Genomic DNA, 13943 nt, shown 5'->3' with positions numbered 1-13943 from the left:
TCGCCCGTCAGACCTCAGACGAGAGGTAGGGCATCGTGGTCTCAGAGAACGACTCCTCCGGCGTCTCACGCCGAAGCTTCCTCCAGGCGGTCGGCGTGGGTTCGAGCGCCGGCGTCATGTTCGCGACGATGGGAGCCGTCGGCCTCGCCCCGACGGCTGCGGCCCAGCCCCGGAACGAGTCCTGGACCCCTCCCCGGGGGAGCGACTTCTCCCTGACCGGGCGCTCGGCCAAGAAGGTCGTCGTGGTCGGGGCCGGCCCGGCGGGTCTGGCGTCGGCGTACGAGCTGCAGAAGGCGGGCTACAAGGTCACGGTGCTCGAGGCACGCCACCGGGCCGGTGGGCGCACCCTGACGATCCGGGGCGGCGACTCCGAGACGGACGTCAACGGCGTCATGCAGACGGCGCGCTTCGCCGACGGCCTGTACATGAACGCCGGCGCCGGTCGCATCGCGCAGTGGATGGTCACCATGGACTACCTGCGCGAGCTGGGAGTGCCGTACGAGGTCTTCACCAACGCGAACGCCGACGCCTACCTCTACAACGAGCGTTCGGGCGCCACCCCGGGCAACCCGGTCCGCTACCGCACGGCCAAGGCGGACGTGTTCGGGTACACCTCCGAGCTTCTCGGCTACGCGACGGACCAGGGGGCCCTGGACCAGAAGCTGACCGCTGCGGACAAGGAGAACCTGCGTTCCTTCCTGCGCAGCTGGGGGTCGCTCACGGCCGACGGGAAGTACCAGGGCGGGAGCAACCGCGGGTACTCGGTCTACCCGTCGGCCTGGAACGAGCACGGCACACCGCTGCCCGGCCCTGGCACGGTCTCGGAGGTGCTCGCCTCGAAGGTGGGCCAGTACTTCCCGTTCGAGATCAACTGGGAGCAGTCGATGCTCATGTTCCAGCCCAAGGGCGGCATGGACACGACGTACGAGTACTTCGTGCGCGCGATCGGCAAGCAGAACGTGCACTTCAGCTCACCGGTGACCGGGGTCGAGAACACGAGCCGTGGAGTCAAGGTCAGCTACACGGCGGCGAACGGCAAGGCACGGCAGGTCGAGGCGGACTTCGCGATCGTGTCCGCGCCGGCGGGTCTCATGCGTCGCTGGACCACCAACTGGGGCCCCGACATCGACGCCGCGCTGGGTGAGTTCGCGGTCGGCTCTCCGGCGGGCAAGATCGGCCTGCAGTACCGGTCGCGCTTCTGGGAGGACGACCACCGCATCTTCGGCGGGATCACCGAGACCGACATGGACCTGGCCCACATCTGGTACCCCTCGTACGGGTACGGCGAGAAGAAGGGCCTCGTCGTCGGGTACTACAACACGGGTGCGAACGCGCGAGCCTACGCCGACATGACTCCGCGGCAACGACAGATGCGCGCGGTCGAGCAGGGCGTCAAGATCCATGGCGAGAAGTACCGCACGGAGCTGGAGAGCTCGTTCTCGATCGCCTGGCACAAGGTCCCCTACATCGAGGGTGCGTGGGCCTACCCGAACACCGCGTCGCCACGGTTCAAGCAGCTTCAGCAGGGCGTGGGCAACACGTACTTCGCGGGGGACTGGATGTCGGAGATCTCCGCGTGGCAGCACGGTGCCTTCTGGTCGGCACGGTACGCGGTGCAGAACCTCCACCAGCGCGTCATGGCGAGCTGACGCGGTGAACGCGTCCGGGTTCCTCGGTCCGAGGAACCCGGACCGGCGGCACCGGGTCGGTCGTCGGTGCCCGGGTGCCGGGGGCCCGGGCGCCGTGACGCCTGAGCCTCGTCCGCCCCGGCCGCCTTCACCCGTCGGCTGCCGCCAGGGGCGGGCCCTCCAGGACGCGCGGGCGGTACTCGACGATCTGGATGCCGGTGTCAAAGGTGCGGTGGTCGGTCATCTCGAGCACGACGTCGGGGTAGCCGTCGTAGATCCGCTCAGATCCAGTCGCGCCGGTGATGACGGGGAACATCCCCACCCGGAACCGGTCGACGAGCCCGGCCCGCAGCAGCGCTCGTGCCAGGCTGAGGCTGCCGATCGTGCTGAGGATCCCGTCCTCGGTGTCCTTCAGGGCGCGGACCGCCTCCACCGCGTCGCCGCGCACCAGCGTGGAGCTCGGCCACGTCAAGGGCTCGGGGAGCGTGCTGGAGAAGACGACCTTCCGAGCCGCCGTGAGCTCGTCGACCGACGCCTCCTCGTCGGCCGTGAACTCGTCCGTCCCCTCGGGCACCTGACCGGCCGCGAAGCCCGACATGAGCCGGTAGGTGTTCGCGCCCATCAGGTACGTGACCTCGGGCTGCTCCTGCAGCCACCCGAGGTACTCGGGGCCCTCGAGCCCCCAGAACCCGGGCCAGCCCTCGCCCGACGCGTAGCCGTCGAGCGAGGTGATGAAGTCGACGAGCAGCTCTGCCATGGGTCCGTCCCCGTCCGTGTCGTTCCCCTGCCGTGGCGCCGCCTGGCGGCGGCCTGGTCTCACCACTGAGACGGTGGGACGGCCGTGAACTCATCGGTCCGGCGGTAGCGGCGCTTCAGGCTCAGAGCGTCGACGCCTCGAGCGCGTTGCAGTCCTGGAACGTCCCGCCGTCGTAGCCCGTCATGAACCAGCGCTGGCGCTGCTCGCTCGACCCGTGCGTCCAGGCCTCGGGGTTCACCGAGCCGGTCGCGGACTGCTGGATGCGGTCGTCGCCCACTGCCGAGGCTGCGGAAAGGGCGTCCTTCAGGTCGGTGGGTGTGATCTCCTGCATGAACGGTACGCCGCGCTTGTCGTCGATGTTCGTCGCCGCGTTCCCGGCCCACATGCCGGCGAGGCAGTCGGCCATGAGCTCGATGCGCACCGAGTCGGACTCGGGCCCGGTCCCGGAGCGGTCGGCGGACGACATGGCCCCCGAGAGCTGTTCGATGTGGTGCCCGAACTCGTGCGCGACGACGTACTCCTCGGCGAGCGGTCCACCCGACGAACCGAAGCGGTCGCGCAGCTCGTCGAAGAACGACACGTCGATGTACACGGTCTGGTCGGGCGGGCAGTAGAAGGGGCCGACAGCGCTCGTCGCGGACCCGCACCCGGTCGCGGTCGCCGCCTCGAAGCTCACGACGTCGGGCACGACGTAGTCGACACCGACCTGGTCGGGCAGCGCCTCCGACCAGTAGTCGTCGAGCGAGAGCGCCGTGGCGGACAGCCGGCACTCGCGCTCGGTGTTGGCCTGCTCGACCGTGCACTCCTCGACGTACTGCTGCTGCGCGGTGTCCTCGGCCCCGGCGGGCTGGACCTGCTCGCTCACCGTCCCGAGCACGCTGCCCAGGTCGCCGCCGTTGAGGAGCGCGACCACGACCGCCACGAGCACGGCCGCGATGCCGCCGCCCGCGATCACGGGTCCCTTGCCGCGCCCGCCCTTGCGGACCCGGCCACCCTCGAATGAACCACCCTCGTTGAACGTCACGGGGCCAACGCTACTCGTCGTCGCAGGTCACGGCGTCCTGCGGTGCCATCTCGGGCGACGACGGTGCGTCGGTGGTAGGACCCGACGGCGTCACGCCCCTGCGGTGCCGTCGCGCCCGGGCGCGGCTCGCCCCGGGAGGTGAGCGACGCCGTCGGGCCTGCGGGCGGGCCGCGGACGGACCTGAGGTCGTCGAGGTCCCCAGCGCGGCCACCACCCCGTTCTCGGCGGCTCGCGGCCGACTGTGACGGACCAGCCCGCGAAATCCCGTTCCGCCTGCGGCCGCACGGCACTAGAATCGGTGGCGTTTGTGTCTCGCGCACAGCGCGTCGCACCCACCCCCTGCCCCCTGACTCCCCACCGGAGGAACTCTCTGTGATCACTGCCCACGCCGTCGAGCTGCGCGTCGGCGCCCGCGTCCTGCTGGACGAGGCGTCCTTCCGCATCGCAGCCGGAGACCGGATCGGCCTGGTGGGTCGCAACGGAGCGGGCAAGACCACCCTGACGAAGACCCTCGCGGGGGAGACCCTGCCGACGGCGGGGCAGATCGTGCGGACGGGTGAGGTCGGCTACCTGCCGCAGGACCCGCGCACGGGCGACCTGGACGTGATCGCGATGGACCGTGTGCTCTCGGCCCGCGGCCTCGACGTGCTCGTGCGCAAGATGCGCGAGACCGAGGGCGAGATGGCGAGCGCCGACGAGGAGACGCACCTCGCCGCGATGGAGCGCTACCCCAAGCTCGAGGAGCGCTTCACGGCCGCCGGCGGGTACGCCGCGGAGAGCGAGGCGCAGCGCATCACGTCGAACCTGGGGCTCGACGACCGCATCCTCGCGCAGCCCCTCAAGACCCTCTCCGGCGGTCAGCGCCGACGCATCGAGCTCGCGCGCATCCTGTTCTCGGGTGTCGAGACGCTGCTGCTCGACGAGCCGACCAACCACCTCGACGCCGACTCGATCCTGTGGCTGCGCGACTACCTGAAGAACTACTCGGGCGGGTTCGTGGTTATCAGCCACGACGTCGAGCTGCTCTCGGCGACCGTCAACAAGGTCTTCTACCTCGACGCGACGCGCGGTGTCCTCGACCAGTACAACCTGGGCTACCGGGCGTACCTCGAGCAGCGCGAGACCGACGAGCGCCGTCGTCGCCGCGAGCGCGCCAACGCCGAGAAGAAGGCCGGCACGCTCCTCGCGCAGGCCGAGAAGATGCGCGCCAAGGCCACCAAGGCCGTGGCTGCGCAGAACATGATCAAGCGCGCCGAGCGCATGCTCTCAGGCCTTGAGGGCGAGCGCGTGAGCGACAAGGTCGCCAAGCTGCGCTTCCCGACCCCGGCGCCGTGCGGCCGCACGCCCATCACGGCCGAGGGCCTGTCCAAGTCGTACGGCTCGCAGGAGATCTTCGCGGGCGTGGACCTGGCGATCGACCGCGGCAGCCGCGTCGTGGTCCTCGGGCTCAACGGTGCGGGCAAGACGACCCTGCTGCGCATCCTGGCAGGCGTCGAGAAGCCGGACACGGGTGAGGTCATCGCCGGGCACGGGCTCAAGCTGGGCTACTACGCCCAGGAGCACGACACCCTGGACATGGACGTGACCGTGGTCGAGAACCTGCGCCACGCCGCGCCGGACCTCACCGACACGCAGGTCCGCTCGGTGCTCGGCTCGTTCCTGTTCTCCGGGGACGACGCGAACAAGCCCACGAACGTGCTGTCCGGCGGCGAGAAGACGCGCCTCGCGCTTGCGACCATCGTGGTCTCGGGCGCGAACGTGCTGCTCCTCGACGAGCCCACCAACAACCTGGACCCGGCCTCGCGCGCCGAGATCCTCGACGCCCTCAAGAACTACGAGGGGGCCGTCGTCATGGTCACCCACGACGACGGCGCGGTCGAGGCGCTCTCGCCCGAGCGCGTCCTGCTGCTGCCCGACGGCGACGAGGACCTGTGGAACGACTCCTACGCGGAGCTCATCTCCCTGGCCTGACGGCGCGCAGGCCCCCGGCAGGGAGCCGACGGACGTGCCCGGCGTGGGAAGCACGAACGGCCCGCCCGCTCCTCGGAGCAGGCGGGCCGTCGTCGTACCTGGTCTCTCGCGCCGTCAGGGGCGAGGCTCGGGGAGCTGCGCGTCGATGAGCGCGTCCTCCTCCTCCTCGGCCGTGGGACCGCGCTTGCGGCGGGGCGGGGTCTCGCCCGGTGCCCGGCCGGACGCCCGCTCCTCGCCGAGCAGGTCGCCCGCGGTCACGGTCTCGCGCTTCTCGCGGCGGATCAGGATGAGGAACCCGCCGATCGCCCCCGCCGCGAACACGAACCACTGGAACGTGTACGACAGGTGCGAGCCCGGGTCGGTGTCCGGCACGGGGAGCGCTCGCAGCGCCGTGGCGGGGGCGGGGACCTCTGCCCGGAGCGAGCCGTACGCGCCCACGGTCGCCCCCTCGGCCCACGCGGCGCCGTCGGGCCCCTCGGCGAGGACCTGGGCCGTGTTGATGGCCTGGACCTGGCCTGCCGGGGCGTCACGGCTCGACGCCGGCTCGTCCGCGCGCAGGCTGACCGTCACCTCGACCGTGCCCGCCGGGGGAGCGGGCACCTCGTCCGGGGCGCTCGCGTCGGCGCCGAGAGGCACGAACCCGCGGTCGACGACCATGACGACCTGCTCGCCGTCGTCGGTCGGGGTGGTCACGAACGGCACCAGGACGTGGAACCCCGCCTTGCCGCCCGCGGGCCGGTTGCGCAGCAGGACCGTGGCGTCCTCGACGTAGGTCCCCTCGAGCGTCACCCGCTGCCACACGTCCTGGGGGTCCAGGACCGCCCCGGGCCCCGCCAGGACGTCCGTCAGGGGGACGGGGGCCGCGTCGTAGTTCGACTCGATGATCTCGATCTGCGCCGAGCGCGACTCGTAGCGGTGCCACTGCCACCGGCCCGCGAGCACGCACAGCGCCGCCACGAGCAGGACCCCGAGGGCCAGGGTGACCCACTGGCGCAGCGTCCGGGGCTCGGCCTTCGCGTCGCGCGAGACGTCGTGCGCGAGCTGGGCCGCGTCGGGCCGGCGAGCGCCCCCCGGGGCAGAGGTCTCGTGCGAGCCGCCCGGGAGGTCGGCGCCGGGGGAAGGGTGGGTCACAGCTCGGGCCGACGCTCGAGGTCCGCCACGGGGACCGTCTGCTTCCAGAAGTCACGCGCCCCGAGGAACGTCTCGAGGTGCTCGCGGTGGTCGTCGCACGCGAGCCAGACCTTGCGGCGCTCGGGCGTGTGCAGCTTGGGGTTGTTCCAGAGCAGCCCCCAGACGGCCTCGGCGCGGCAGCCCTTGCCGCTGCAGATCAGCTCGCCCTCGTCGACGGGGTCGGCAAGGTGGAGGAGGTCAACCATCGTGCGGCTCCTGGTCGGTGGTTCGGTCGGTGGTTCGGTCGGTGGTCCGGTGGGGCGTGCGGTCGCGGGGCGTCTCGTGGGCATCGGCGGGCGGCGCACCGGCGGCGGTGCCCTGGACGTCGTCGCGGACCTGGCCCTCGTCGTCGAGCTCGACGACCCGCCCGAGGCTCGGGTGGTCGGGCGCGGCGTCGACCTGGAGCCGTTCCATGGGGGAGACGTCGTAGGTCTTCTGGTCCCGACCCGCGTTGACGAGCAGCACCGCGACGTACGGCAGCACGATCGCAGCGCCGATCAGGACGAACGAGAACCACCCGTGGACGACCACCGCGGCGAGGAAGCACACGAGCCGGATCCCCATCTGGATGAGGTAGCGCCTGGTGCGCCGCGCCTGGTCCTCCGCGAGCGACTCCGGTGCGTTCGAGATGCTCGGCACCTGGTTGTTGCTGCTCACCTCTCCATCCTACGTTTGTCGGAACTCGACAAAGGACCCCGGCCGCCTGTGATGGTCCCTGCGCGCACGGGGTCCGGGCCGCGCGGTACGGTCGTTGCGGCGATCAGCCGGCCGCGCGGGACCCCTCCCGCCGCGGGCGTCGCCTCCCACACCACTGAACGAGGAGATGTCGTGTCCGAAGCACCCGCTTCCCCCAGCCCGCGCACCGTGGTCGTCACGGGTGCCAACCGGGGCATCGGTCGCTCGATCGCCGAGCGCTTCGTCGCGAACGGCGACCGCGTCGCGACCATCTACCGCAGCGGCGACCTGCCCGACGGCGTCTTCGGCGTCGTGGGCGACATCACCGACACCGACGCCGTCGACGCGGCCTTCACCGCGATCGAGGCCGAGCTCGGCCCGGTCGAGGTCCTCGTCGCGAACGCGGGCGTGACCCGCGACCAGCTCCTCATGCGCATGACCGACGACGAGTTCGAGTCCGTCATCGACGTGAACCTGACCGGGACGTTCCGCTGCGTGCGTCGCGTCTCCAAGGGCATGATCCGGCTGCGACGCGGGCGCATCGTCCTCATCTCGTCGGTCGTGGGCCTCTACGGCGGCCCCGGCCAGGTCAACTACGCGGCGTCCAAGGCGGCCCTGGTCGGCATGGCCCGCTCGATCACGCGCGAGCTGGGCGGGCGGGGCATCACGGCCAACGTCGTCGCCCCGGGCTTCATCGAGACGGCCATGACCGCCGAGCTGCCCGAGGAGCGTCAGAAGCAGTACAAGGCCAACATCCCCGCCGGGCGCTTCGCCCAGCCCGACGAGGTCGCGGGAGTCGTGCAGTTCCTCGCGTCGCCCGAGGCGGGCTACATCAGCGGCGCCGTGATCCCCGTCGACGGCGGCCTCGGCATGGGGCACTGACCCGGTCGTCGGGCCGTCGACCACCACCTCGAACCTCCCGGGGAGCGCAGCGTGCTCCTCGACACACCGCGCGACCCCTCCAGAACTACCCGGGCGGGTCGTCCATGAGTACGCTCAAGCAGCGCACGACGAAAGAACGGAAGAAGAACTGATGGGTCTGCTCGAAGGCAAGAAGCTCCTGGTCACCGGTGTCCTCACCGACTCCTCGATCGCGTTCCACGCGGCCCGGCTCGCGCAGGAGGAGGGGGCCACCGTCGTGCTCTCCTCGTTCGGTCGCCAGATGAAGCTCACGCAGGCGTTCGCGAAGCGCCTGCCCGTCGAGGCGCCCGTCGTGCAGCTCGACGTGACGGACGACGAGGACCTCGCCGGGCTGGCCGACGCCGTCCGCGAGCACGTCGACACGCTCGACGGCGTCGTCCACTCGATCGGGTTCGCGCCGCAGAGCGTCATGGGCGGCAACTTCCTGTCCGCGAGCTGGGAGGACGTCGCGACCGCTCTGCAGGTCTCGACCTTCTCCTACAAGTCCCTCGCCGTGGCCGCGAAGCCGCTCATGACGAACGGCGGCGCCGTCGTCGGGCTGACGTTCGACGCGCAGTTCGCGTGGCCCGTGTACGACTGGATGGGCGTCGCGAAGGCCGGGCTCGAGTCCGCGAACCGTTACCTCGCACGCGACCTCGGCCCCGAGGGCATCCGCGCCAACCTCGTCTCGGCGGGCCCGATCCGCACGACCGCCGCGAAGTCCATCCCGGGCTTCGAGAAGATGGAGGGCGGCTGGCCCGAGCGCGCACCCCTCGGCTGGGACCAGATGACCGCCGAGCCCGCCGCACGCGCGGTCGTCGCACTCCTGTCAGACTGGTTCCCCGCGACCACGGGGGAGATCGTGCACGTCGACGGCGGCGTGCACGCCATGGGTCTGTGACGAGAGGGACGAACGTGCGAGATGGCCGATCGGCGGCGTCCTTCGACGCCGCCGGGCCCGGGAACCCGGGCCGTACCCACCGGCTGGTGCTGCTCCGGCACGCCAAGGCCGAGCCCGCGGGGGGCGTCGACGACGTCCTGCGTCCGCTCGCGCTCAACGGCCGGCGTCAGGCCGGTCGGGTCGGTGCCGCCCTCGCCCACTCCGCGCTCGTCCCCGAGCTCGTCCTGTGCTCGTCGGCCCTGCGTACGCGCCAGACCTGGGAGCTGCTCGCGGCCAACCTCGGCGACGTCGCCCCCGCTGTCGTCGTGACGGACACCCTGTACGCCGCGGGGGTCAAGGACGTCGTGGACCTGGTCCACGGCGCCGACTCCCGGGTGCGCACCGTCCTGGTGATCGGGCACGAGCCGACCATGGCGGCGACCGCGGCCCAGCTCGCCTCGCCGTCCTCGGACTCGGGTGCGCTGGCCCAGGTCCGCGTCGGTGTCCCGACCGCGACGTACAGCGTGCTGGAGTCCGACACGCCGTGGAGCGAGTGGCGCGACGGCGTCGCGAACCTCACGTACGTCGGGCGCCCCTCGAGCTGAGGTCCCGCCGCCACGACGAAGGCCCCTTCCCCGCGCGGCGGATTCCAGCGGTGGTCGCAACACGTTCGGCGTTGATGGTACGGGCCCGGCCGCTCTAGCGGCCGGGCCCGTACTGTTCACAGGAGTGATGCGATGTGGGCGAGGGTGCCGGACTCGATGAGGATGAACAGGCCGAGACCTATGAAGACCACGGGCACGAGCCAGTGCTCGACCTTCTCCAGTGCTTCGGTCACCTTCTCGTTGCTGCCGATGGCGCGCGCGAGCAGGCACCATCCGGCGAGCAGGACGAGGAACACCGCGATCGTGACCAGGGCGTCGGTGGTCGAGATGGTGCGGAACACCGGGGTGTAGATCGCGATGTTGTCCCCGCCGTTGGCGATCGTGATGCCTGCGACGCCGAGCAGCCCGACGGTCTTGAGGGCAGACTCGGCCTCATCGTCGTCGGCCTTGCCGCGCAACGTGCGCACCAGGGCCAGCACACCGATCGCGAGCGGGATCAGGCCCAGCAGGCCTACCCACTCGTCCGGCACGATCGTCAGGCCCAGCGCAGCCAGGAAGCTGACCGCGATAAGCGTGATCAGGCCCAGGTACTGCCCGGCCACGATCTGCCACCCGCGCAGCCGCGACGTCCCCCGCGCGGCGACCGCGAACAGGACCGTCAGGACCACGATGTCGTCCAGGTTGGTTGCGACGAACAACCCGACTGCGCCCGCGATCGTGCTCAGCACGCCGACACCTGCCCGTCCGCGCCGTAGGTCGGGCAGAGCGCGACTGCGCTGCCCGTCGCTGCGAGCAGCGTCTCAGCGGCCGCGAGCACGTCCAGCAGCTCCGAGCGTGCCAACGAGTAGAACACCCGCCGGCCCTCCATGCGGCCCACCACCAGGCCGCAGTCCTTCAAGCACGCCACGTGCGAGGACACCGTTGACTGCGCCAGACCCAGATCCGCCGTGAGCTCCGCGACCCGTGCCTCTCCGGCCGCGAGCCGGCGAACGATCGCCAACCTCGCTGGGTCGCCCAACGACCGGAACAACGCGACCGCAGGCTCAACATCAGCCGTGGTTGCTGTACATACCTCGGATTCTATGATCGACATAGACCGATAATAGCCGATGACTGTCGATCATTCGGTCCTGAGAAGTTGCGTGAGCCGCTGGGTGGGCGTGACCCACCCCAGTGTCTTACGGGGCCGCGTGTTGAGCTGATGAGCGACGGCGTCCAGGTGCGCGCGGTCGTGGCGGCGCAGGTCCGTGCCCTTCGGGAAGTACTGACGCAGGAGGCCGTTGGTGTTCTCGTTCGATCCGCGTTGCCAGGGTGAGGCGGGGTCGCAGAAGTAGACCGGGATGCTCGTGGCGAGGGTGAACTCGTGGTGGCGGCCCATCTCCGAGCCCTGGTCCCAGGTGACCGAGCGGCGCAGCGCGACCGGCAAGGTCACCATGGTCTGTACGAGTGCGTCACGGAACGTCACGGCAGACCGGTCCCCGGGAAGGTGTACGAGCACGAGGAATCGGGAGGCTCGCTCGACCAGGGTTCCGATCGCGGACTGCTGGTTCTTGCCGATGATGAGGTCTCCTTCCCAGTGCCCGGGTACGGCTCGGTCAGCTACCTCGAGTGGGCGCTGAGAGATCATGACCATCGGGTGGGAGTAGCGGGGCTGGCGCTGCTGGGCCTGGCGGCGGGGCTTGCGCCGGGCGCGTCCGGTGCGCAGCGCGGTCACGGCCTCGCGCCGTAGCCCGCCGCGCGCCTGGACGTAGATCGCTTGGTAAATCGTCTCGGTGCTCACGTTCATCTCCGCCCGACCGGGGTGGCGGGATCGGAGCGCGACGCTGATCTGTTCCGGGCTCCACCGCAGGTCCAGGTGCTTCTGGACGAAGTCTCGCAGGGGCGCGTGAGATGCGATCTTCGCGGGCTTGGGGCGGGGCCGGCGTCCGTCGGCACGCAGTTGAGCAGCGTGCGGACGGTACTGCCCGTTCGCCGGGTGCCGATTACGTGTGACCTCCCGGCTGATCGTGGAGACCGACCGCCCGAGCTCGGCGGCGATCGACCGCAACGACTTCCTCTCCCGCAGCAGGTCCGCGATCACGAGTCGGTCCGAGAGCGAAAGGAACCTGCCCGAAGACTGCGAGAAGGCCCGCGCGACCCCCACCGACTGTGGGAGTCCCGCGGGCCGACTTCCTGCTGGAGATCCGTTGCGCCACCGCTTGCCCGTGCGCCGGTTGATCCCGACGATCCTGCAAGCCTCGTTACTGCTCATGCCCTGGGCCATGAGCAGGAAGTATGCCTCGCGCTCGCGCTCGAGCTTCCGCCTGCCCTGCGGTGCTCGCAGGGGTCTGATCTCAAAGTCCATCGCATCCCCGAAGGTCGGGTGTTGCGACGACTGCTAGAACTCAAGGCGGGGGAAGGGGCCTTCGTCGTGGAGGCGTCAGTCGGTGTGAGGCTGCGCGTCGATGATCTCCAGCACCGCGTCGAGGCGCGGACCGGGCACCGAGTACGGCGCCTGGGCGACCACGACCGGCTTGGCCGCGAACGCGATCCCGATCCCGGCGGCCCCGATCATGTCGAGGTCGTTGGCTCCGTCACCGATCGCGACGGTGTCCGCCATGTCGACGCCCTCGGCGGCCGCGAGCTCGCGCAGCGTGGCCTCCTTGGTGGCACGGTCGACCACGGGCCCGGTCGTGCGCCCCGTGAGGACTCCGTCGGCGACCTCGAGACGGTTCGCCCGGAAGTGCGTGATCCCCAGGCGTGCGGCCAGGGGAGCGACGATCTCCTCGAAGCCGCCCGACACCAGTGCCACGGTCCACCCGCGGCGCTGGAGCTCCGCGACGAGCTCCGGGGCGCCCGGCGTGAGCGTGACCCGGCCGAGCACGTCCTCGAACGCCGAGACGGGGACCCCCGCCAGCGTCGCGACGCGTTCGCGCAGCGACTCCGCGAAGTCGATCTCCCCGCGCATCGCGCGCTCGGTGACGTCCGTGACGAGCGCGCGGGTCCCGGCGTGGTCGGCGAGGAGCTCGACGACCTCCTGGGTGATGAGCGTGGAGTCCACGTCCATCACCACGAGCCGGCGGGTCGAGACGGGGCGGTGGGTCATGGTGCTATTCAACGATGGTTCCCTTGGGGACGACGGTGATGCCCGAGTCGGTGACCGTGAAGCCCCGTGCGCGGTCCTGCGCGGGGTCCAGCCCGATCCGGGCGCGTTCGGTGACGATCACGTTCTTGTCGAGGATCGCGCGGTGGACCTGGGCGTGCCGCTCGACCTGGACGCCGTCCATGAGGACCGAGTCCGAGACGGACGACCAGGAGTGCAGGTAGACGCCGGGGGACAGGACCGAGCCCACGACGGTCGCGCCGGAGATGATGACACCGGGGGACACGAGCGAGTCGGCGGCGTGGCCCAGGCGACCCTGCCCCGAGTGGACGAACTTCGCGGGCGGCAGGCCCACGTACCCGGTGTGCAGGGGCCACTCGTCGTTGTACAGGTTGAAGACGGGCGTGATCGAGATGAGGTCCTTGTTCGCGTCGTAGTACGCGTCGAGGGTCCCGACGTCGCGCCAGTAGTCGCGGTCGCGGTCCGTGGAGCCGGGGACGTCGTTGCGGATGAAGTCGTAGACGCCCGCGGTGCCGCGCTCGACGAACGCAGGGACGATGTCGCCGCCCATGTCGTGACGGGAGTCGGGGTCGCTCGCGTCGGCCGTCACGGCGGCGACGAGGGCGTCGGCGTTGATGACGTAGTTGCCCATGGACGCGAGGATCTCGCGCGGGGAGTCGGCCAGGCCGACGGGGTCGGTCGGCTTCTCGAGGAATGCGCGGATCTTGGTGGGGTCCTCGGGGTCGGTGTCGATGACGCCGAACTGGTCGGCCATGGAGATGGGCTGGCGGATGCCGGCGACCGTGAGCTCGGCGCCCGAGGCGATGTGCGCGTCGACCATCTGGGAGAAGTCCATGCGGTACACGTGGTCCGCACCGACGACCACGACGATGTCGGGGCGTTCGTCCTCGATGATGTTGAGGCACTGGTAGATCGCGTCGGCGCTGCCGAGGTACCAGTGCTTGCCCACCCGCTGCTGTGCCGGCACCGGCGCGACGAAGTTCCCGAGCAACGACGACATGCGCCACGTCTTGGTGATGTGGCGGTCGAGGCTGTGGGACTTGTACTGCGTCAGCACGACGATGTGCAGGTAGTGCGAGTTCACCAGGTTCGACAGCGCGAAGTCGACCAGGCGGTAGATACCGCCGAAGGGGACGGCCGGCTTGGCGCGGTGGGCGGTGAGCGGCATGAGCCGGTTGCCCTCGCCACCGGCGAGGACGATTGCAAGGACACGTGGGGCGGCCATGGGCA

The 13943-nt window shown here is 70.6% G+C and carries 15 protein-coding genes; 5 read left to right on the top strand and 10 right to left on the bottom strand.

Annotation, left to right across the window (positions count from 1 at the left end; all coding sequences use genetic code 11):
• The first annotated feature begins 35 nt into the window (after window positions 1-35).
• A complete protein-coding gene (locus H9623_RS13750) occupies window positions 36-1649 on the top strand; it encodes a flavin monoamine oxidase family protein (RefSeq protein ID WP_193720606.1) in 1614 nt (537 codons plus the stop codon).
• A 127-nt stretch (window positions 1650-1776) separates the two neighbouring features.
• On the opposite strand, the gene H9623_RS13745 is transcribed toward H9623_RS13750, so the two are convergent.
• The gene (locus tag H9623_RS13745; RefSeq protein ID WP_193720605.1) at window positions 1777-2385 is read right to left on the bottom strand and encodes a dihydrofolate reductase family protein; all 609 of its coding nucleotides are present in this window, start codon (window positions 2383-2385) and stop codon (window positions 1777-1779) included.
• A 121-nt stretch (window positions 2386-2506) separates the two neighbouring features.
• Window positions 2507-3409 carry a KPN_02809 family neutral zinc metallopeptidase gene (gene ypfJ / locus H9623_RS13740; protein WP_193720604.1) on the bottom strand — a complete coding sequence of 301 codons (903 nt, stop codon included), beginning with the start codon at window positions 3407-3409 and terminating at the stop codon, window positions 2507-2509.
• A 372-nt stretch (window positions 3410-3781) separates the two neighbouring features.
• Here ypfJ and H9623_RS13735 point away from each other — a divergent pair, with 372 nt between their 5' ends.
• Window positions 3782-5380 (top strand): ABC-F family ATP-binding cassette domain-containing protein, encoded by a 1599-nt coding sequence (locus tag H9623_RS13735; RefSeq protein WP_193720603.1) that lies wholly within the window; start codon window positions 3782-3784, stop codon window positions 5378-5380.
• A gap of 114 nt (window positions 5381-5494) precedes the next feature.
• Here H9623_RS13735 and H9623_RS13730 read toward each other — a convergent pair whose 3' ends face one another.
• From H9623_RS13730 to H9623_RS13720, 3 genes are read right to left on the bottom strand one after another with little or no spacing between them, the layout of a single operon-like run.
• Window positions 5495-6511 carry an SURF1 family cytochrome oxidase biogenesis protein gene (locus H9623_RS13730; RefSeq protein WP_321575442.1) on the bottom strand — a complete coding sequence of 339 codons (1017 nt, stop codon included), beginning with the start codon at window positions 6509-6511 and terminating at the stop codon, window positions 5495-5497.
• The gene (locus H9623_RS13725) at window positions 6508-6756 is read right to left on the bottom strand and encodes a hypothetical protein (protein WP_138824645.1); all 249 of its coding nucleotides are present in this window, start codon (window positions 6754-6756) and stop codon (window positions 6508-6510) included. Before H9623_RS13725 ends, H9623_RS13730 begins: the two co-directional genes overlap by 4 nt.
• The gene (locus H9623_RS13720) at window positions 6749-7207 is read right to left on the bottom strand and encodes a DUF3099 domain-containing protein (RefSeq protein ID WP_321575441.1); all 459 of its coding nucleotides are present in this window, start codon (window positions 7205-7207) and stop codon (window positions 6749-6751) included. Before H9623_RS13720 ends, H9623_RS13725 begins: the two co-directional genes overlap by 8 nt.
• A 171-nt stretch (window positions 7208-7378) precedes the next feature.
• Here H9623_RS13720 and fabG point away from each other — a divergent pair, with 171 nt between their 5' ends.
• The 3 genes from fabG to H9623_RS13705 all read left to right on the top strand — a co-directional run bounded on the left by fabG (window position 7379) and on the right by H9623_RS13705 (window position 9610).
• Window positions 7379-8107, top strand: a complete 729-nt coding sequence (gene fabG / locus H9623_RS13715) for a beta-ketoacyl-ACP reductase (protein ID WP_321575440.1) — start codon at window positions 7379-7381, stop codon at window positions 8105-8107.
• Between the two features lie 151 nt (window positions 8108-8258).
• Window positions 8259-9026 carry an enoyl-ACP reductase FabI gene (gene fabI, locus H9623_RS13710; protein ID WP_193720602.1) on the top strand — a complete coding sequence of 256 codons (768 nt, stop codon included), beginning with the start codon at window positions 8259-8261 and terminating at the stop codon, window positions 9024-9026.
• Between the two features lie 86 nt (window positions 9027-9112).
• Window positions 9113-9610, top strand: a complete 498-nt coding sequence (locus tag H9623_RS13705) for a SixA phosphatase family protein (protein ID WP_321575439.1) — start codon at window positions 9113-9115, stop codon at window positions 9608-9610.
• Between the two features lie 116 nt (window positions 9611-9726).
• On the opposite strand, the gene H9623_RS13700 is transcribed toward H9623_RS13705, so the two are convergent.
• From H9623_RS13700 to H9623_RS13680, 5 genes are all read right to left on the bottom strand, one after another.
• On the bottom strand, window positions 9727-10338 hold the full coding sequence (locus tag H9623_RS13700; protein WP_193720601.1) for a cadmium resistance transporter: 612 nt from the start codon (window positions 10336-10338) through the stop codon (window positions 9727-9729).
• Complete coding sequence (locus H9623_RS13695; protein WP_193720600.1) at window positions 10332-10703, bottom strand: ArsR/SmtB family transcription factor; 372 nt, start codon at window positions 10701-10703, stop codon at window positions 10332-10334. The genes H9623_RS13700 and H9623_RS13695 overlap by 7 nt, the downstream gene beginning before the upstream one ends.
• Before the next feature lie 27 nt (window positions 10704-10730).
• Complete coding sequence (locus H9623_RS13690) at window positions 10731-11861, bottom strand: IS30 family transposase (RefSeq protein ID WP_407671930.1); 1131 nt, start codon at window positions 11859-11861, stop codon at window positions 10731-10733.
• A 168-nt stretch (window positions 11862-12029) separates the two neighbouring features.
• A complete protein-coding gene (gene serB, locus H9623_RS13685; protein ID WP_193720599.1) occupies window positions 12030-12695 on the bottom strand; it encodes a phosphoserine phosphatase SerB in 666 nt (221 codons plus the stop codon).
• A 4-nt stretch (window positions 12696-12699) separates the two neighbouring features.
• The gene (locus tag H9623_RS13680; RefSeq protein ID WP_193720598.1) at window positions 12700-13938 is read right to left on the bottom strand and encodes a glucose-1-phosphate adenylyltransferase; all 1239 of its coding nucleotides are present in this window, start codon (window positions 13936-13938) and stop codon (window positions 12700-12702) included.
• Between the last annotated feature and the right edge of the window lie 5 nt (window positions 13939-13943).

Source organism: Oerskovia douganii, from assembly GCF_015142735.1.
Classification (GTDB): Bacteria; Actinomycetota; Actinomycetes; order Actinomycetales; family Cellulomonadaceae; genus Oerskovia; species Oerskovia douganii.
Note: the sequence above shows the minus strand (reverse complement) of the source record. Positions and strands in the feature narration are given on the sequence as shown.